General features: G+C 39.2%; 18 protein-coding genes and 1 pseudogene. 18 read left to right on the top strand and 1 reads right to left on the bottom strand.

Annotated features, from left to right (window positions below; genetic code table 11):
- Positions 1 to 119: 119 nt before the first annotated feature.
- On the bottom strand, positions 120 to 1,454 hold the full coding sequence (locus HED67_RS00245; protein WP_221717156.1) for an MATE family efflux transporter: 1,335 nt from the start codon (positions 1,452 to 1,454) through the stop codon (positions 120 to 122).
- Between the two features lie 149 nt (positions 1,455 to 1,603).
- Between HED67_RS00245 and HED67_RS00240 the strand changes: the two genes are divergently transcribed.
- The 18 genes and pseudogenes from HED67_RS00240 (at position 1,604) to HED67_RS00155 (ending at position 18,631) form a co-directional block, all read left to right on the top strand.
- Positions 1,604 to 2,422 (top strand): MerR family transcriptional regulator, encoded by an 819-nt coding sequence (locus HED67_RS00240; RefSeq protein WP_221717155.1) that lies wholly within the window; start codon positions 1,604 to 1,606, stop codon positions 2,420 to 2,422.
- A gap of 63 nt (positions 2,423 to 2,485) precedes the next feature.
- Positions 2,486 to 3,589, top strand: coding sequence for a pyridoxal phosphate-dependent aminotransferase (locus HED67_RS00235; RefSeq protein WP_221717154.1), 1,104 nt, complete (start codon positions 2,486 to 2,488; stop codon positions 3,587 to 3,589).
- Between the two features lie 180 nt (positions 3,590 to 3,769).
- The gene (locus HED67_RS00230; protein ID WP_221717153.1) at positions 3,770 to 4,312 is read left to right on the top strand and encodes an NADH peroxidase; all 543 of its coding nucleotides are present in this window, start codon (positions 3,770 to 3,772) and stop codon (positions 4,310 to 4,312) included.
- A gap of 207 nt (positions 4,313 to 4,519) precedes the next feature.
- Positions 4,520 to 5,392: a YitT family protein gene (locus tag HED67_RS00225; protein ID WP_215632005.1), complete on the top strand. Its 873-nt coding sequence runs from the start codon at positions 4,520 to 4,522 to the stop codon at positions 5,390 to 5,392.
- Positions 5,393 to 5,479: 87 nt separating this feature from the next.
- The gene (locus HED67_RS00220; protein WP_221717152.1) at positions 5,480 to 6,070 is read left to right on the top strand and encodes a nitroreductase family protein; all 591 of its coding nucleotides are present in this window, start codon (positions 5,480 to 5,482) and stop codon (positions 6,068 to 6,070) included.
- 141 nt (positions 6,071 to 6,211) lie between these two features.
- The gene (locus tag HED67_RS00215; RefSeq protein ID WP_221717151.1) at positions 6,212 to 6,847 is read left to right on the top strand and encodes a helix-turn-helix domain-containing protein; all 636 of its coding nucleotides are present in this window, start codon (positions 6,212 to 6,214) and stop codon (positions 6,845 to 6,847) included.
- Positions 6,848 to 6,966: 119 nt separating this feature from the next.
- Positions 6,967 to 7,284, top strand: a complete 318-nt coding sequence (locus tag HED67_RS00210; RefSeq protein ID WP_221717150.1) for a hypothetical protein — start codon at positions 6,967 to 6,969, stop codon at positions 7,282 to 7,284.
- Positions 7,285 to 7,471: 187 nt separating this feature from the next.
- Positions 7,472 to 7,762 carry a type II toxin-antitoxin system death-on-curing family toxin gene (locus tag HED67_RS00205; protein ID WP_331467079.1) on the top strand — a complete coding sequence of 97 codons (291 nt, stop codon included), beginning with the start codon at positions 7,472 to 7,474 and terminating at the stop codon, positions 7,760 to 7,762.
- Between the two features lie 247 nt (positions 7,763 to 8,009).
- Complete coding sequence (locus HED67_RS00200) at positions 8,010 to 9,068, top strand: Fic family protein (RefSeq protein ID WP_221717149.1); 1,059 nt, start codon at positions 8,010 to 8,012, stop codon at positions 9,066 to 9,068.
- 1 nt (position 9,069) lies between these two features.
- Positions 9,070 to 10,575: a class I SAM-dependent DNA methyltransferase gene (locus tag HED67_RS00195; RefSeq protein WP_221717148.1), complete on the top strand. Its 1,506-nt coding sequence runs from the start codon at positions 9,070 to 9,072 to the stop codon at positions 10,573 to 10,575.
- 48 nt (positions 10,576 to 10,623) lie between these two features.
- Positions 10,624 to 11,805 (top strand): restriction endonuclease subunit S, encoded by a 1,182-nt coding sequence (locus tag HED67_RS00190; RefSeq protein ID WP_221717147.1) that lies wholly within the window; start codon positions 10,624 to 10,626, stop codon positions 11,803 to 11,805.
- A gap of 28 nt (positions 11,806 to 11,833) precedes the next feature.
- On the top strand, positions 11,834 to 12,730 hold the full coding sequence (locus HED67_RS00185) for an HAD family hydrolase (RefSeq protein ID WP_221717146.1): 897 nt from the start codon (positions 11,834 to 11,836) through the stop codon (positions 12,728 to 12,730).
- 61 nt (positions 12,731 to 12,791) lie between these two features.
- Positions 12,792 to 13,475: pseudogene (locus HED67_RS00180) on the top strand (tyrosine-type recombinase/integrase); the annotation flags it as partial.
- 192 nt (positions 13,476 to 13,667) lie between these two features.
- Positions 13,668 to 14,138 carry a hypothetical protein gene (locus HED67_RS00175; protein ID WP_221717144.1) on the top strand — a complete coding sequence of 157 codons (471 nt, stop codon included), beginning with the start codon at positions 13,668 to 13,670 and terminating at the stop codon, positions 14,136 to 14,138.
- A gap of 110 nt (positions 14,139 to 14,248) precedes the next feature.
- Positions 14,249 to 14,404, top strand: a complete 156-nt coding sequence (locus HED67_RS00170; protein WP_221717143.1) for a hypothetical protein — start codon at positions 14,249 to 14,251, stop codon at positions 14,402 to 14,404.
- Between the two features lie 78 nt (positions 14,405 to 14,482).
- Positions 14,483 to 14,800, top strand: coding sequence for a hypothetical protein (locus HED67_RS00165; RefSeq protein WP_221717142.1), 318 nt, complete (start codon positions 14,483 to 14,485; stop codon positions 14,798 to 14,800).
- A 19-nt stretch (positions 14,801 to 14,819) separates the two neighbouring features.
- Positions 14,820 to 18,110, top strand: a complete 3,291-nt coding sequence (locus tag HED67_RS00160; protein ID WP_221717141.1) for a DEAD/DEAH box helicase family protein — start codon at positions 14,820 to 14,822, stop codon at positions 18,108 to 18,110.
- A 200-nt stretch (positions 18,111 to 18,310) separates the two neighbouring features.
- Positions 18,311 to 18,631, top strand: a complete 321-nt coding sequence (locus HED67_RS00155; protein ID WP_221717140.1) for a nucleotide pyrophosphohydrolase — start codon at positions 18,311 to 18,313, stop codon at positions 18,629 to 18,631.
- Positions 18,632 to 18,694: the final 63 nt, after the last annotated feature.

The raw sequence follows: 18,694 nt of genomic DNA, 5'->3' as shown, positions 1-18,694 counted from the left end.
CCTCCAAAATGCTACGCATTTCGTCGGTGTGGCGTATCCGCCAAATAAAATTTCAAAAACAGTCTTAAAAATGCAAGCATTTTATACCTGTTTTTGAAATTTTGCCTGGCTCTGAACAGTTACAAATAATTCTGTTTTCCCGGACGGAAGAAATAGCGTATATGCATAGCTGCAGAGAGGATCAATGTCAGGAATTCTGCAACAGGGATGGCGATCCAGGCACCATTCAGGTCAAGGAAGGAAGGCAGAATTAATAAGCATAATACAATAAATACCAGTGTCCGGCAGAATGAGATAATTGCAGATACAAGTCCGTTGGACAAAGCGGTAAAGAAACCGGAAGAGGTAATATTTAAGCCGCTGAACAGGAAATTAACTGCAAAAATTCTAAATCCGGGAGCTGCCAGGCGAAAGGTTTCGGCATCATGCGTAAAAATTGTAACAATCGGTGTAGACAAAGTAATGGCAGCGATTGTAAGAAGAATTGAGGAAATACCAACAAAAAGGAATGATATTTTGTGTATATTCTTCAGTTCTTTTTTGTTGCCCGCACCGTACTGGAAGCCGACAATCGGGCTGATACCGATGGAAAATCCCAGATAAAAAGCGTTAAACAGGAACTGACCATACAATAAAATGGTGATAGCAGCCACACCGTGTTCACCAGCCAGGCGCATCATGACAATATTAAAAAGGAAAGTGATGATGGCGTTGGAAAGCTGAGAAATCATTTCTGATGAACCATTATAGCAGGCCTGCATGAACTCTTTCAGATGAAGTGAAAGGCGGGTGAAATGTAGACTTCCTTTGGAAAATGCGAAAAATACGAGGCCGGAAACAGCAGGAACCATCTGTCCGATACCGGTGGCGAGACCGGCACCGCTGATGCCCATCTGACAGACAACAATGAATACATAATCTAAAACTGCATTCAGGATACCTGCGATCATTGTCAGAAAGAGTCCGAGATTCGGACGTCCTGCAGTAACAAAATAGGATTGGAAAAGACATTGGAGCATGGCTGCAGGTGCAAAACTGATGACCATGGCAAGATAGCTGTTGCAGTCCGCCAACAGGAGATCACTGGCTCCGAGAATTCTGGAGATGGAAGACAGATTCAGGCGTGTCAGTACAAGAATAATGACACTGATGATCAGTCCAATGACAACAAACTGGGTCATGCATTCTTTGGCTGTTTTGTTCTTCCCTTCCCCCATATAGCGGCTGATGATGGCATTGCCTCCGGTTCCAAGCATGGTTCCGATAGCAAAGACGATATTAATGATCGGGTAGACAATATTTAAAGAGGAAAGGGCATTGCTGCCGACAAAGCGGGAGATAAAAATTCCGTCAATAATGGTATATAATGACATGAACATCATCATGATAATGGAAGGTGCTGCAAATTTTAAAAGTGATATCGGTGTAAAATGTCCGTTAATAGAGTGACTCATAATCAAAATCCTTTCGAAATATAGTGTAACTTGAATCAACATTTGATAGAATATACTATAGGGTAACCCTATAGTCAAGGGGTAATACAAATATTTACAATTGTATGGGTAAAAAGGACAGATAAAAGCATTTTACAGGAGGGATAAGAATGGACAGGCATGAATATATGACAACGGGAGAATTTGCAGCGGCCAAAGGGGTTTCAAAGGATACATTGTTTCATTATGATGACATTGGATTGTTTTGCCCGGAGAAAGTATCCGAAAATGGCTACAGACTTTATTCTATTTATCAGCTGGAAACCTTTGATACCATACGGATGCTGCGGGATCTTGGGATGCCTTTAAAAGAGATCAGAGATATACTTGACAATCGCAGCCCTGAGTGTGTGATGCGTGTTTTTGCGGAGCGCGAGCATCAGATTGATATTCAGATAGAAAAACTGAGATCAATGAAACAATGGTTATCCAGACGTCGTGAAAAGATAGCCAGTGCAGAAAAAACAGATTTTTCTGAAGTGACAATGCAGAAATTTCCTGAAAGATATTATTTATACGGGCATGTGACAGATGGTTCGGAAAAGTCCCTTTACCGGAAAACCAGTGAGTTAATTGCGGAATTCAAAAACTCAGGCATGCGTAGTGATTATGATGTGGCGTATATCCAATATGAAGATAATGTTGCAAAGGCGAATTTTACGGAGTATGACAATACGATTTTGCTGATGGATGAGCGGCCTTTGAAAGGAAAATACCAGACCTTGCCCGGGGGAAAATATATTGTTGCCTATCATGTCGGCCATTGGATAAATATCGGACAGGCTTACTGGCGGTTGCTTCAATATAAAGAAGAAAATCATTTAAAAACAGAGAAATTTTATATTGAGCGGTGTGTGGTGGACAATTTTATCGCCAAGAAAATAGATGATTATGTCAATGAAGTGGCAGTGCGGATTGTGGATGAGTGAGATGGATAGAAAAGCAGGCGTTGAAAGACAGCTTTAGATTTAAAATTGACTGGGAGAGAACAAATGGAAAATATACACGGCGGCGATATTTATCAATATGAAAAGATTCTGGATTTTTCGGCGAATATTAATCCTCTGGGGGCACCGGATTCAGTGAAAAAAGCATTGACAGAGGCAATCGGACAGATTGGGTGCTATCCTGAAATGTATAGTGAAAGTCTGCGAAAAGCGATTGGGACAAAATACCATATAGAAGATAGTCAGATTATCTGCGGCAATGGGGCGGCGGATGTGATTTATCGGTATGTCTATGCTGTAAGACCGACAAAAATCATGGTGACAGCTCCCTGTTTTGTGGAATACGAGGCAGCCTTTTGCAGCCTTTGGGTGGATCATATCAGCGAAAAGGAAGGTATAGCTAATCAGCTGAAGACGGAGGAAGCAAGCCATAAGATTGCAGTTTATCCATTGAATCATCGGGACTTCTGTATAAAAGAGGACATTTTAGAGCAAATTGAGAAGGAAAAACCGGGAGTTATTTTTTTATGCAATCCCAATAATCCAACAGGGGTTTTGATACCTTCGCTGCTTTTGGAAAAAATACTTCAGTTATGCAGCAGAGAGAATATACGCTTGTTTCTGGATGAATGTTTTCTGGATTTTACAGGGCAGGAGGAACAATTAACATTGGTTGGAAAATTGAATCAATATCCTAATCTATTTATCTTGAGGGCTTTTACAAAGATGTATGCCATGGCCGGTGTTCGGCTTGGATTCGGAATAACGGCAGACACGGAAGTGATTGAGCAAATGTATCAGGCAGGGCCGCCCTGGAATGTATCAGTGCTGGCCGGTGCGTCAGGTAAAGCAGCACTGAAGGAAGATTGTTTTGTAAAGGAAACAGTCCGGTACATCCAAAAAGAAAAAGAATATCTGTATGATATATTGGATACACTGAAAATACAGTACCGGAAGAGTACAGCCAATTATATTTTACTGAAAGCGGATACAGATTTAAAGGAGCGGTTGATTTCGGAAGGAATATTGATCAGGGACTGCAGCAATTACAGAAATCTTTCAGAGGGGTATTACAGGATTGCTGTCAAAAGTCATGAGGATAATCGAAAATTGACAGCTGCCTTGACACAGATTTTGGGCAATAAATAAGGTTGGTAGCGATTGATCTCTTTGTAAGATAAAACCAAAAAAATTGAGAAAATGAAAAAAAATGATTGACAAAGTGAGGAGTATGATGTATTATACTAATAACAGTAATTATTACTGTTATTAACGAGAAACAAAACAAAAACAATAAATAAAATCAGATTAGAAAAGGAGATTACGATTATGAAGAAATGGGTTTGTACAGTATGTGGTTATGTTTATGAAGGCGAGAATCCACCGGAATTTTGTCCGGTATGTAAGCAGCCGGCCAGCAAGTTCAAAGAGCAGTCCGCAGATAAGACATGGGCGGCAGAACATGTTGTAGGTGTTGCTCAGGGTGCACCGGAAGATATCATGGCTGATTTAAGAGCAAACTTCGAAGGTGAATGCTCAGAAGTTGGTATGTATCTGGCAATGGCGCGTGTAGCGCACAGAGAAGGTTATCCGGAAATCGGTTTATACTGGGAGAAGGCAGCTTTTGAAGAAGCTGAACATGCAGCTAAGTTTGCAGAACTTCTGGGTGAAGTTGTAACAGACAGCACAAAGAAGAATCTTGAGATGAGAGTAGATGCTGAACACGGTGCAACAGAAGGTAAATTCGATTTAGCTAAACGTGCGAAAGCGCTGAACCTGGATGCTATCCACGACACAGTTCATGAGATGGCCCGCGACGAAGCCCGCCATGGAAAAGCATTCGAAGGTCTGCTGAAGAGATACTTTGGCTAAGATTTAAGGCAATAGAGTTCGCTTGATAAATTGCTCTATACAATTCTGTAAAACGAATAGTATAGAGCAATTTTTTGTGTTACAATATAAAAAGATTACGTATATTTTGAAAATAAAAGGAGAATGAAGTATCGGAGAAACATGTGGGTTCGAAATAGTGGGGACAGGTATACGAAAAAATAAAGTTAGAATAGAGGAAATTGAACTGTGAATAACAAGAAAAACAAACAACTGAGCTATCTGGAAGGTGTAAAGGAAGTGGTGATACTGACAGCGGCAGTGGCAATTATTGCTGCTGCTGTGTATTTCTTCCTTGTCCCGAGTCATACATCTGTCAGCAGTATTTCGGGTCTGGGAATTGTGCTTTCCAATTTTGTGCCGCTGCCGTTATCGGCGATTACCATGATTTTGAATGTGGTGCTGCTGGTGATCGGATTTTTTACCTGCGGCAGGGAATTTGGTATAAAAACGGTTTATACAAGCATTATGCTGCCTGTATTTATCGGTATTTTTGAGAAAATATTTGCGGGTTATGATTCCATGACAGGAAGTCAGGAACTGGATGTGATTTGCTATATTTTGGTTGTCAGCGTGGGATTAAGTATTTTGTTTAACCGCAATGCATCTTCCGGCGGCCTGGATATTGTGGCGAAGATCATGAATAAATATTTACATATGGAACTGGGAAAAGCCATGTCCCTCTCCGGCATGTGTGTGGCATTGTCTGCTGCACTGGTCTATGACAAGAAGACCGTGGTTCTGAGTATTCTCGGCACTTATTTCAACGGCATTGTGCTGGATCATTTTATTTTCGACCACAATATCAAGCGCAGAGTCTGCATTATTACAGAGAAGGAAGAGGCTCTGAGAAAGTTTATTATTCATGAGCTGCACAGCGGCGCAACGATTTATGAGGCCATTGGCGCTTATAATAAAGAGAAACACAATGAGATTATCACGATTGTTGATAAGAGCGAATATCAGAAACTGATGGCGTATATCAATCATGAGGATCCGAAGGCCTTTATTACGGTTTATAATGTATCGCATATGCAGTATCAGCCGAAGGTGTGGGAATAGATATTGTCGGGTTTTAAGTTTAAGGGGGACCGGCGATTGATTCCGCCGGTAAAATATAAAGAATAGAGATTACAGGAGGTAATGTTTATGGAGTTTAAAGATGTTGTCTACGGACGCAGGTCGGTGAGACAATTCAAGGATACACCGGTGGATGACAAAATTTTGAAAAAAATTGTAGATGCGGCCCTGTGGGCACCATCGGGAGTGAATCTCCAGCCATGGTATTATGTGGTTATCCGTACACCTGAGAAGATGACAAGATTGAAAGAAATGATGAGCGTTGTTTCTGACAGGGATAAACCGCATCTGGAAGAACGTTTTTTGGCTCACCCGGAAGTTGTAAAGACGACACTTTCGTTCATCAGTACACTTGGCGGGGCGCCTGCGGTAGTACTGGCTTTCAGGGACAAGCCGGATTATACATGGGCCCTTCTGGATGAAGGTGTTGTTCAGAGTGTTGCAGCTTCCATGGAGAATCTGGTTCTCAGTGCCTATGACCATGGTGTGTCCAGCTGTTGGATGACAGCAGCAAACCAGGCTCATATGACAAAGGATCTTAGAGATGAATTTGCACCGGGACATGGTGAACTGGTGGGAATTATAGCTTTGGGATACAATGCAGCGGAGGAGGCGCCAAAGGCACCGAAGAGGAAAGCAGATAAGTTTGTGCTGATTTGACAATCACGTTTGTGACAGAGATATTTATTTTGAATTGACAAATTTATTGTAACTATGGGGCATCCATGGCAATTCTACCACGGAGAGGTGTTGATTTTTAGCTGGTCATGTTATGCTGAAAAGGTAAAAAGGAGGATTGCCATGGATACAGTTAAGATTGGAAAATATATTGCCGGAAAGAGAAAAGCCCTTGGAATGACGCAGGCACAGGTGGCAGAGAAACTGGGAATGAGTGACAAGTCCGTTTCCAAGTGGGAGCGGGGCATCTGTCTGCCGGATGTTTCTGTTTATATGGCGTTGTGTGAAATCCTCGGAATATCTCTCAATGAATTTATTGCCGGGGAAGATATTGAACCTGCTGAGGTGGTTCAGAAATCCGAGGAAAATCTGATCCAGGTGACGGAGGATGGAGAACACCGCAAGCACAAATTGAAAAAAATCATTGTGTTGCTGGCAGTTTTCGGAAGCGTGATGGCGGGGATTCTGATTTATCTGTTGACGTTTAAAAATCAGCCGAGAGTGAATTACATAGAACCGCTGGCACAGGATAGTACAGAGATGAATATTGCCGGTATGCTTTCAGATGCGGATGGCGCTTTTTTATATGATTATGCTGTGGATAAGGAAATTAAAGGTATATCATTTGAATTGGCTGTTTACAAAAAAGGTGTGTTGGAATCCGAAAGCTCGCTGGGAACAATAAGCTGGTCCGAGCTTGAGCAGATTTCGTTAAGAAACGGAATGATTGCGGTTATACCGGATTTTCAGAATTTGTAACTGTTCAGAGCCAGGCAAAATTTCAAAAACAGGTATAAAATGCTTGCATTTTTAAAACTGTTTTTGAAATTTTATTTGGCGGATACGCCACACCGACGAAATGCGTAGCATTTTGGAGGTTGGCTCTGAACAGTTACCAGAATTTTAAAGTTAAACTGATTGCTGCCGGTGAAGGAACAAAATTTTCTACGGAATTTAATATTTTGGAGGATGTACAGGGTAGAAATTATTACGGACGGTCAGCAAAAAGCATTGATGAAGGGAAAATAACGATTCAGCCCGGAAAAGAAATCGGCATATTGGCTTTGTATTATGCAAAAAACGCGTTGAGTGTGACACCATTCTCAGATATTGAAAATGAAAAGGTTGACAGCTGTAATGATGAGGTTTATTATCTGACAGTGAAATTCGAAAAAGACGATGATGCTTGGGATTAAAAAGTCAAATACAGCGTATAATATAGGTGAATGAAATAATAAGGCAATGAAGGTGCAGCGTATTTAGGACGCTGCATTTTCCATTGTAGAAATAAATATTTTCTTTGGAAGATTGGCTGGAGAAAGAATAGAATGTTGCAAAAATGATAGAATCTCAGCTGATATGTTATACTGATTTAAAGGCAGTATTGGAAACATTTATCAGTCTTTTGCGGGCATGGAAGTTTATCCGACATTGGAAGAGAAAGCGGCGCATTTGCTGTATTTTGTGACGAAGAATCATAGCTTTTTCGATGGCAATAAGAGAATTGCAGCAGCGATGTTCTTGTATTTTCTTGATAAGAATGATGCACTGTTTTCAAATGGTCAGAAGACAATTGATGACCATACACTGGTAGCGCTGACGATTATGGTTGCTGAGTCCAGACCGAATGAGATGGAAATGATGATTACGGTTGTAATGAATTGTATGAAATAAGATAGGCAGAGAAGAAAAAGGAGAATATGCCGGTTGGCTGGTTTAGGAAAATCAGTTGACCGGTTTTTATTTTATAAAGATAGAGAATCAAAGACTGGCATTTTAATTTGATCAATAATGATTTCAATTTGATCATTTGCAAGCAAAATGATTAAATTGAATGGATTTTTGACACATTAAATGTTATAATTTAATTACATCAAAATAGGTTAAAATAGTAATATTAAAATCAGAATGAGGAATTTGGATGAGGAATTTTGAGTTTAGAAGAGAATATGAAAACCTTCTTACACCTGACATAGTGGATTTGATTGCACAGATTCATGAGTATAAAGGACAGCAAAAACTGTTTATAGAAGCAAATCAGGATGCACTATCTGAATTACTTGAGATTGCCAAAATTCAGAGTACGGAGGCATCTAATCGAATTGAAGGAATTACCACTACGGAAGACAGGTTGAAGAAAATCGTCAAGGACAAAACAACGCTGAAAAATCGGAGTGAACGTGAAATTGCAGGTTATAGAGATGTTTTAAATACTATTCATGAAAGTTATGATTACATTCCGGTGCGCCCGGGAATGATTCTGCAGCTGCATAGAGATCTTTATAAATTTAGTGGCAGCGGTATTGGCGGAAATTTCAAAAATTCAGATAACGTCATTGCAGAAACATTGCCGGATGGTACAAGCAGAATTCGTTTTAAACCAATTCCAGCTTGGGAAACATCAGAGGCGGTAACAGCTTTGTGTAATGCATTTAATGATGCAGTGAATACACGGGAAATGGATCCGCTGCTATTGATTCCGATTTTTATTCTGGATTTTTTGTGTATACATCCTTTTAATGATGGCAATGGCAGGATGAGTCGTTTAATGACCTTGTTGACATTGTATCGCGCAGGCTATCTTGTTGGAAAATATATCAGTATTGAGAAAATGATTGCGGACAGTAAAGAGACTTATTATGAAGTTTTGCAGGAGAGTTCCTATGATTGGCACGATGAAATGAATGATTATGCGCCGTTTGTGCGATATATGCTGGGGATGATTGTGGGAGCGTACAGAGAATTTTCATCCAGAGTGGAATTGCTGACAAATCGTAACCTTTCTAAACCGGATAGAATTCGGGAAATCATTAAGAGTTCTTTGGGAAAATTGACAAAGACAGAAATTATGGCAAAATGTCCGGATATCAGTCAGGTAACCGTGCAGCGGACATTAAAGGATTTACTGAAGAATAATGAAATAATTAAAATTGGCGGAGGCAGATATACGGCCTACGTTTGGAACAGGGAGAATGAATAATATGGTTACAGGAGAATTAAAAAGTAAGATTGACAGTTTGTGGGAAATATTCTGGACAGGTGGCTTGACAAATCCTCTGGATGTCATTGAGCAGATGACGTATTTAATGTTTATTCGCGATTTGGATGATGCAGATAATTTGCATGCAAAAGAGGCAGCAATGTTGGGGCTGCCTTATCAGAGTGTTTTTGCCAAAGAAGTTCAGATTGGTGAGCGTACGATTGATGGCAGCCAGCTGAAGTGGAGTGTCTTTCATGATTTTCCAGCAGCAAAGATGTATAGTACGATGCAGGAGTGGGTATTTCCATTTATCAAGAATTTGCATGGGAATAAAGAAAGTGCCTATTCAAAATACATGAGCGATGCTATTTTTAAAATTCCTACACCGTTGATGCTGGATAAGATTGTGACGGCTATGGATGCTATCTATGAACAGATGTCACAGCTGAAGGAAGCAGATACTCGTGGTGATGTTTATGAATATCTGCTTTCAAAGTTAGCGACGGCAGGTGTTAATGGACAGTTCCGTACACCTCGCCATATTATCAAAATGATGGTAGATATGATGGAACCAAAGGCGGACGATATTATCTGTGACCCGGCCTGTGGAACATCCGGTTTCCTGGTAGCAGCCAGTGAATATTTAAAAGATAATTGCAAACAGGAAGTATTTTTTAATCGCCAGAATAAAGAACATTATATGAATCATATGTTTCATGGCTATGACATGGATCGCACAATGCTCCGTATTGGTGCTATGAATATGATGACCCATGGTGTGGAAAATCCTTTTATTGAGTATAGAGACAGTTTGTCTGACCAGAATCCAGATAAGGAGAAATACAGTCTGATTCTTGCAAATCCACCTTTCAAAGGCAGTCTGGACTATGACATTGTATCGGCTGATTTGCTGAAAGTATGCAAGACAAAGAAAACAGAATTACTGTTTCTGGCGCTTTTCCTGCGTATGTTGAAGGTGGGCGGCCGTTGTGCCTGTATCGTTCCGGATGGTGTTCTTTTTGGCTCATCCAAAGCCCATAAAGCCATTCGTGAAGAAATCGTCGAAAATAACCGTTTGGAAGCAGTCATCTCGATGCCGTCTGGTGTATTTAAGCCTTACGCAGGTGTTTCAACAGCGATTCTGATATTTACAAAGACCGGACACGGTGGCACAGAAAAAGTCTGGTTCTATGATATGAAAGCAGATGGCAAGAGCCTGGATGATAAAAGAACACCTGTGGCAGAAAATGATATTCCGGATATTGTAGCCAGATTTCATCATCTTGAAGGCGAAGAAGAACGTCAGCGCACGGAGCAGTCTTTCTTTGTAACGAAGCAGGAAATTGCAGATAATGATTATGATTTGAGCATTAATAAATATAAACAGGTTGAATATGTACCGGTGGAATATCCGCCAACATCGGAAATTATAGCCGATTTGAGACAGCTGGAGAAAGAAATTGGTGCAGCAATGGATGAACTGGAGAAAATGTTGAATGAGCAGTAGTTGCGTGGGTGGAAAAGAGAGAAATTCGTGTTTGTGGGGATGGTGTAGATGGTAAGAACAGTAGATGAGTGCTTCTTTCTAATACAGAATGGTGTTAATATTAAACAGGGAAACAGGGAGGATGGTTTCCCTATTACAAGGATAGAAACAATTGCAAATGACAAATTTAATAGAGATAGAATGGGATATGCAGGGATAAAGGATATTTCTAAATATGAATCTTATGTTTTAGAAGATGGTGATTTACTGATGTCGCATATTAATAGCGTTCAGTATTTGGGAAGAACGGTTTTATACATTAAAGAGCCAAATGAAATTATTATTCATGGAATGAATTTATTAAGACTCAGGGCTAGAAGAGATATTGTTAATCCTGCTTATGCAAGATATTGTTTTTATGGGCAGCAGTTTAAAAGTCAGATAAGGAATATTACAAAAAAATCTGTTAACCAAGCAAGTTTTGCAGTGAAAGACTTGAAGAAAATTAGGATAGATATTCCGTCAATATCTAAGCAAAGTGAGATTGTTGGACTTTTAGATAAAGTGCAACAGATAATGAAATTAAGAAGGAGAGAATTGTTGGACTTAGATGACCTTATAAAAGCCCGATTTGTGGAGATGTTTGGAAATCCAGATAATAATACAAAAGGGTGGGAAGAATGCGCATTATCGGAGAAACTTGACGTATTAGGTGGATATGCTTTTAAAAGTGATCAGTTTGATGAAAATGAAGGAGTTCCTGTACTTCGTATTGGCAATATTAATGCTGGATATTTTAAATCAGTCAATATGGTGTATTGGAAAGAAGATAAGAAGCTTGAAAAATATATTATGTATCCGGGGGATTTGGTTATGTCATTAACAGGAACTGTTGGGAAGGATGACTATGGCAATGTGTGCATATTGAATAATGATTATGAGAAGTACTATTTGAATCAGAGAAATGCGAAACTTGAAATAAAAGAAGGAATAAATAAATATTATTTATCTCAGTTACTTAAGTTTCAAAGAGTAAAGAAAAAGCTTACAGGAATTAATAGAGGAGTAAGACAGGCGAATATTTCAAATAGGGATATTCTTAATTTGGTCGTGCCAATTCCACCAATGGATATTCAAAATCGGTTTGCTGATTTTGTCAATCAAGTCGACAAATCAAAAGTTGCCGTACAGGCAGCTTTGGATAAAGCACAGCTGCTATTTGATAGTTTGATGCAAGAGTATTTTGGATAAAAAATAATCGGAAGGGAAGTGTAATAAAATGGCGAATGTGATAGCTGTTATATGGGATTGTGATAAAACTCTAATTGATGGGTATATGCAAGACCCTATTTTTAAGAAATTTAATGTAAATGCACATGAGTTCTGGAATAAGGTGAATGAAATCCCTTTAAAATATAAAAAACAGGGAATCAGAGTAAATGCCGATACATATTATCTCAATTACTTTATCCATTGTGCTCAGAATGGAGAGTTTTCAGGGTTGAATAATCAAATGTTACATGACTTTGGAAAAGAACAAAAATTTTATCCTGGTATTCCTGAAATATTTGCAAAAACAAAGGAGATGTTTAGTAATGATCCAAGTTATTCAGAATACGGAATCAAAGTAGAGCATTATATCGTAAGTACTGGGTTTGCAGAGGTGATTCGCGGTTCAAAATTGTACGAATATGTCGAGGATATATGGGGATGTGAGTTAATAGAAGATGAGGATGAGAACGGGAAAAAAGTTATTAGTGAGGTCGTGTACACGATTGATAACACTACTAAAACTAGAGCTATTTTTGAGATAAACAAGGGAAAGGATGTAGAAGTGAATGCTAAGATTCCAAAAGAGTTAAGGCGTGTACGGTTTGAAAATATGATATATATTGCAGATGGGCCAAGTGATATTCCGGCATTTTCTGTTGTTAAACAGAATGGTGGAGCAACTTTTGCAATTTACCCCAAGGGTGACTTGAAAGCAATGCAGCAAGTAGAACAGATGAGAGCAGATGGCCGTGTAGATATGTATGCCGAGGCTGATTATTCAGAAAATAGTACGGCTAATATGTGGATTACCAACAAAATTCAACAAATTGCAGATAGAATTAAGAAGCAAGAGCAAGATAAAATACTTAGTTCTACATCAGGGACACCACACCATTTGACATGAATTAAATAAGGCTAGGAGTTGGGGAAGGATGTTGGTATACATTTGAAAGGAGTATATCGACATGGAAGAAAAACTGGTGAATATTTTAAATGAAATGGATGAATATTTGAATATTGCTCAAATGAAAAAATTGCAGGAAGTGCTTTTGAAGAATTTAACAGAAAATGTTGCAGCAAAAGTAGAAATTACCAATGCGGACTATTTGCAAATGTTTCTTGCTTCAAAACAGATTGAGGGATGTTCTGAACGAACATTACAATATTACCGTGTGACGGTAGAGCGTTTTTTTCAAAGTATTTCATCGCCAATTCGAAAAATCACTACAGAGGAGATAAGAGGATATCTTTCGAATTATCAGCAAAACAATAGGTGCAGTAAGGTAACTGTTGATAATATCAGACGGAATATTTCAAGTTTTTTTTCTTGGTTGGAGGAAGAAGATTATATTCTAAAAAGTCCTATGCGGCGAATTCATAAGATAAAGACGAAACAGCAAGTGAAGGAAATTATTTCGGATGAAGCAATTGAGCAATTGAGAGACCATTGTGCTTGTACACGAGATTTGGCAATGATTGATTTACTTTATTCTACAGGAATTCGTGTTGGTGAGTTGGTTAATTTAAATATTTCAGATGTGGATTTTGAAGAGCGTGAATGTGTAGTGTTTGGAAAAGGTGATAAGGAACGTAAGGTGTATTTTGATGCGAAATCAAAGCTGCATTTACAGAAATATTTATCCAGTCGTTAGGCGGATTAACAAAGTATTTGACAATGAAAATTTTGGGTACACTTGATTTTATTGTTCCGTCAATAAAAGAACAAGAAAGATTTGATGAATTTGTAAAGCAAGTAGACAAATCAAAATTGTTCGCCTTAAGATTGTTTTTTGGCATAGAAAAGGTGCTTATGTTATTGCGCTATAAAGGGGTTATAGTCTATGAAAAATGTTTTCTTTGAGGATGAAGAAATTACGGACAATGATTTATACTTCATCTGTTATATGATAGAAAGAGTGGCGCGTAAACTGCATCAGCGAAATAAATATGTGGTGAATAATGTAGAGCCAATGGAATGGCGGCGATTAATCAGCCTGGCAAATGTACTACATTGTGAAAATCCACTGAAAGTTGAACAGGAATGGATTGACGAGAATGAATTGAAAACAGGAACGTTTGATATCACAGATGTTGATAAAGAACTGGTCGACGAAATTCCATGGGAAACACAGATGGGAAAAGTCTATACGCGATTGATATTAAATACTTTAGGTGAAAATGAAGATTATATTGGTGGTATGATTCGTGTATATAATGATGACATATGCGAAACCATTGATAATTATAATGCCAGCGCATACTATGAGCCATCGTATGTAATCGCAAGAGCTTATAATGAAGGTGGTTTTTAAGGCCGTATTGTTTTAAATGAAGATGGTGTTTGCACGTTTACATTGGAAAATGCACAGTTATTATGTGGAAGCATAACACACATGAAAATCTCCCAGAAAGGAAGGATAAAATGCCTGATTTTATATTACAGCTTTTCAATTCTCCATATTGGGCACCTATCAGCAATGTTTTTACAGCCATTGGTGTTATCAGCGTTATCCTTGCCATTGTCCGTTTTGTACATAACCGTCGTCGCAAAGAATGGAAAAGTAATGTCTCTATTTAGGATTAGCCGACAGATTACGATGTTGAAATGGAATGCCGGAATGAAATTTATTCGAAAATATGGACCGAGGAGCCGACGATGGGCATATTAACAATTGTGTTCAGGCCGGTGGATTGTGTGATACCGAAATTGAAGGTGTATGGCGTTAACAGTTGTGGAAGGACGGATGGGGTTATAGACACTTTTAGGGATTTGACACCGGAGGATGCGGTTTGTTTTCGGCTTGAGAGGGCAGAGTGCATACCTCGTTATAAAATACGATGGTATTCTGAATATGGGGAGTATGCGGAACATGAATTTAGTGATAATCTCAGAAATGGCATCAATACAGTGGATGGCATTGAGTATCATATAAATTTTGTGTCGGTGCTACGAAGAGCTTTGGATTTGCGGTAATCATGTGAGGGGTGATGGAATGACTAATTTTGACTTTTTGAAAAAAGAAAAGAAGTTCAATAGTTTTGCGGATGTGGCTGTTTCTGCTGAGAAAATTTTGCCGATTGATTATGCGGCGTCGGTTTTAAATTGCAGACGGGCCATGGAGTTTGCTGTTAAATGGATGTATTCTGTTGATGGTTCGCTTGTTGTTCCCTGGGATGATAAACTGGTGAGTCTCATGAGTACAGATGAGTTTAGGGATATTGTGGATGCAGATTTGCTTCAACGGATGCATTTTATTTGGAAGATGGGCAACAATGCGGCTCATGCAGGAAAGAAGATTTCAAGGGAACAGGCAGTGCTTTGTCTGGAAAATCTGTACATATTTATGGATTTTGTTGCTTACTGTTATGCGGACGAGTACGAGGAAGGCGCTTTCAATGCAGCGTTATTGGAAGAAAAGCCTGCGGTGACGGTTCTTCCTAAAGAAACAGAACTGAAGCTGGACAAACTCATGAAGGAAAATGCCGAACTGCGTGAAAAATTGACTTCAAGACGTGAAGAGCAGCAGCAGACATATGTTCCAAAACCTTTGGATATTTCTGAATACAAAACCCGCAAAATTTATATTGATACGATGTTGGAAGATGCAGGTTGGATTGAAGGCCGGAACTGGCTGAATGAATATAAAATTCCAGGAATGCCGAATAAATCAGAAGAAGGATATGCAGATTATGTGCTGCTGGGGGATGATGGTAGGATTTTGGCTATTATTGAAGCAAAGCGTACATGCGCGGATGTTTCTAAGGGCAGGCAGCAGGCGAAATTATATGCAGACTTAATTGAGAAAAATCAGGGACAGCGACCGGTTGTATTTTTAACCAATGGTTTCGAAACACGTATTGTGGACAATCAGTATCCGGAGCGCAAAGTGGCAATGTTTTATTCCAAACGTGATTTGGAAAAGCTGTTTAATTTGCAGAAAATGCGGTCCAGTCTGCAGTATATTACAGTAGATAAAGAGATTGCAGGCCGTTACTATCAGGAAGCTGCAGTCAAGGCTGTTTGTGACAGCTTTGGAGTGAAAAACAGACGAAAAGCATTGCTTGTTATGGCTACCGGTTCAGGTAAGACCCGTACGGTTATTGCATTGGTGAAGGTTTTGCTGGAGCAGGGATGGGTGAAGAATGTTCTTTTCCTGGCTGATCGTAATTCTCTGGTGACTCAGGCAAAAAGAAGTTTTGTTAATTTATTTCCAGATTTATCTGTGACGAATCTATGTGAAGAAAAAGATAATTTTGGGGCACATTGTGTCTTTTCCACTTATCAGACTATGATGAATTGCATCGACTCAGTTCATGATGGAGAGGGAAAATTATTTACTTGCGGACATTTTGACCTGGTTATCTGCGATGAGGCACATCGTTCCATTTACAATAAATATCGGGATATTTTCAATTATTTTGATGCTCCATTGGTTGGATTGACAGCGACACCAAAAGATGAAATTGACAAAAACACATATGAAGTTTTTGAACTGGAAAATGGTGTTCCGACTTATGGATATGAATTATCTCAGGCAGTAAAGGACGGTTATCTGGTAGATTTTATGTCGGTGGAGACACGGTTGAAATTTATCGAACAGGGTATTGTGTATGACGAGCTTTCTGCTGAAGATAAGGAAGCTTATGAAAATACTTTTGAGGATGAAAATGGAGAACTGCCGGAACGTATTGCTTCGTCTGCATTGAATGAATGGATTTTTAACAAGGATACGATTCGTGAAGTGTTAAACGTTTTAATGCGTGAAGGCCTTAAAATTGATTATGGCAACAAAATAGGCAAGACAATTATTTTCGCCAAGAACCATAAGCACGCGGAGAAAATTCTTGAAGTATTTGGCAAAGAGTATCCGCATTTGAATGGCTATGCAAAGGTGATTGACAATCACATTAACTATGCCCAGAGTGCAATTGACGAATTTTCTGATGCGAAAAAACTGCCGCAGATTGCTATTTCGGTTGATATGCTGGATACAGGTATAGACGTTCCGGAAGTGTTGAATCTTGTTTTCTTTAAAAAAGTGATGAGCAAGGCAAAATTCTGGCAGATGATAGGCCGCGGTACGCGCTTGTGTCCGGGATTGATGGACGGCGAGGACAAGCAGAAGTTTTATATTTTTGATTTTTGCGGGAATTTTGAATTTTTCCGTATGAATAAAGGCAAACCGACAGCCAATATGATGGCGCTGCAGGGGGCATTGTTTAGTCTGCAATTTGAAATTTCTTACAAATTACAGGCAATGGAGTATCAGACGGAGAGGCTGATTGCGTATCGAAAAAACCTTGTTGAGCAGATGGCAGGTAAGGTAAAAGAATTGAATCGGGAAAACTTTGCGGTTCGTCAACATCTGAAATATGTAGATCAATATGCGGTAGAAGACAATTATCAGGCTTTGACTTATGAAGACACACTCCTGGTACGTCAGGAACTGGCTCCGTTAATTGAACCGGAAAAGGATGATGCGAAGGCTTTGCGTTTTGATGCCCTAATGTATGGTATCGAATTGGCCTATCTGGCAGGAAAGAAATATAGCCGCGGTTCCAATGAATTGTTTAAGAAGGCTTCAGCAATTGCAAATGTGTCCAATATTCCGGAAATTATGATGCAGGCGGACTTGCTTGACAAGATTCTTCATACGGATTATGTGGAAAGAGCAGATATTGATGAGTTTGAGCATATTCGAAAAAATCTCAGGAACCTTATAAAATATATTCCAACCGGCCGACAGACATATAATACAAATTTTGATGATGAAATTTTGTCTATGGAGTGGAAAGAATCAGAGTTGGAAAATGATGATTTGAAGAACTACAAAGCAAAGGCAGAATATTATGTCCGTCAGCATCAGGACAATACGGCGATTGCAAAATTAAGAGAGAATATACCGCTCACATCGGCGGATATTAAGGAACTTGAAGAAATTCTCTGGAGCGAAGTTGGAACCAAGCAGGACTACGAAGCAGAATATGGTGAAAAACCGTTGGGCGAGTTTGTCAGGGAGATTGTTGGACTTGATATGGCCGCAGCGAAAGCGGCATTTTCAGAATACCTGGATGAAACAAACCTGGACAGTAGGCAGATTTATTTTGTCAATCAGATTGTTGAATATATCGTTCAAAACGGCATGATGAAGGATTTTTCAGTTCTTCAGGAGCTGCCTTTTACGGAACAGGGCAGTATTGTGGATGTTTTTACTGATTTATCCGTATGGATGGGTATTAGAAAGGTGATAGAACAGGTCAACGCCAATGCATTGGCGGCGTAAAAAGTTATAATAATATGTAACTGTTCAGAGTCAAGCAAAATTTCAAAAAACAGGTATAAAATGCTTGTATTTTTAAGACTGTTTTTGAAATTTTATTTGGCGGATACGCCACACCGACGAAATGCGTAGCATTTTGGAGGTTAGCTCTGAAAAGTTACAATAATATAATGAACCTATCTGGTGAAAAGTGAGGAATTATTATGAAACAGGAAACAATAGACAGAATTAGAAAGTTTACAAAAGACAGGGAGTGGGAGCAGTTTCATTCTCCGGGCAATTTGGCAAAATCCATAGTCATTGAAGCGGCAGAATTATTAGAGTGTTTTCAGTGGAATGATAAGGAGTATGATTTGCAGCATGTAAAAGAGGAATTGGCAGATGTGATGGTGTATTCCCAGAATCTGTTGGATGCCCTTGGATTGGACGCGGATGAAATTATCAATATGAAGATGACAATGAATGAGGCAAAATATCCAGTGGAGAAAGCAAAAGGCAGCGCAAAGAAATATAATGAGCTTTAAGAAGGAAGCGGGCTGAAATAGTGTGTTATGGCGGCCACAGTGCCTTATCGGGATGGAGATAAT

This window comes from Pseudocoprococcus catus, assembly GCF_019734885.1.
In the GTDB taxonomy this organism is placed as follows: domain Bacteria; phylum Bacillota; class Clostridia; order Lachnospirales; family Lachnospiraceae; genus Coprococcus_A; species Coprococcus_A catus.
This window is presented reverse-complemented; position numbering and strand designations above follow the sequence as displayed.

Bases quoted from the DNA above. Each gene is read 5' to 3' on its own strand.
- HED67_RS00200 (WP_221717149.1), top strand. From the start codon at position 8,010: ATGAGGAATTTTGAGTTTAGAAGAGAATATGAAAACCTTCTTACACCT.
- HED67_RS00160 (WP_221717141.1), top strand. From the start codon at position 14,820: ATGACTAATTTTGACTTTTTGAAAAAAGAAAAGAAGTTCAATAGTTTT.
- HED67_RS00195 (WP_221717148.1), top strand. From the start codon at position 9,070: ATGGTTACAGGAGAATTAAAAAGTAAGATTGACAGTTTGTGGGAAATA.
- HED67_RS00170 (WP_221717143.1), top strand. From the start codon at position 14,249: ATGCCTGATTTTATATTACAGCTTTTCAATTCTCCATATTGGGCACCT.
- HED67_RS00155 (WP_221717140.1), top strand. From the start codon at position 18,311: ATGAAACAGGAAACAATAGACAGAATTAGAAAGTTTACAAAAGACAGG.
- HED67_RS00215 (WP_221717151.1), top strand. From the start codon at position 6,212: ATGGATACAGTTAAGATTGGAAAATATATTGCCGGAAAGAGAAAAGCC.
- HED67_RS00185 (WP_221717146.1), top strand. From the start codon at position 11,834: ATGGCGAATGTGATAGCTGTTATATGGGATTGTGATAAAACTCTAATT.
- HED67_RS00190 (WP_221717147.1), top strand. From the start codon at position 10,624: ATGGTAAGAACAGTAGATGAGTGCTTCTTTCTAATACAGAATGGTGTT.
- HED67_RS00240 (WP_221717155.1), top strand. From the start codon at position 1,604: ATGGACAGGCATGAATATATGACAACGGGAGAATTTGCAGCGGCCAAA.
- HED67_RS00235 (WP_221717154.1), top strand. From the start codon at position 2,486: ATGGAAAATATACACGGCGGCGATATTTATCAATATGAAAAGATTCTG.
- HED67_RS00245 (WP_221717156.1), bottom strand. From the start codon at position 1,454: ATGAGTCACTCTATTAACGGACATTTTACACCGATATCACTTTTAAAA.
- HED67_RS00175 (WP_221717144.1), top strand. From the start codon at position 13,668: ATGAAAAATGTTTTCTTTGAGGATGAAGAAATTACGGACAATGATTTA.
- HED67_RS00220 (WP_221717152.1), top strand. From the start codon at position 5,480: ATGGAGTTTAAAGATGTTGTCTACGGACGCAGGTCGGTGAGACAATTC.
- HED67_RS00165 (WP_221717142.1), top strand. From the start codon at position 14,483: ATGGGCATATTAACAATTGTGTTCAGGCCGGTGGATTGTGTGATACCG.
- HED67_RS00230 (WP_221717153.1), top strand. From the start codon at position 3,770: ATGAAGAAATGGGTTTGTACAGTATGTGGTTATGTTTATGAAGGCGAG.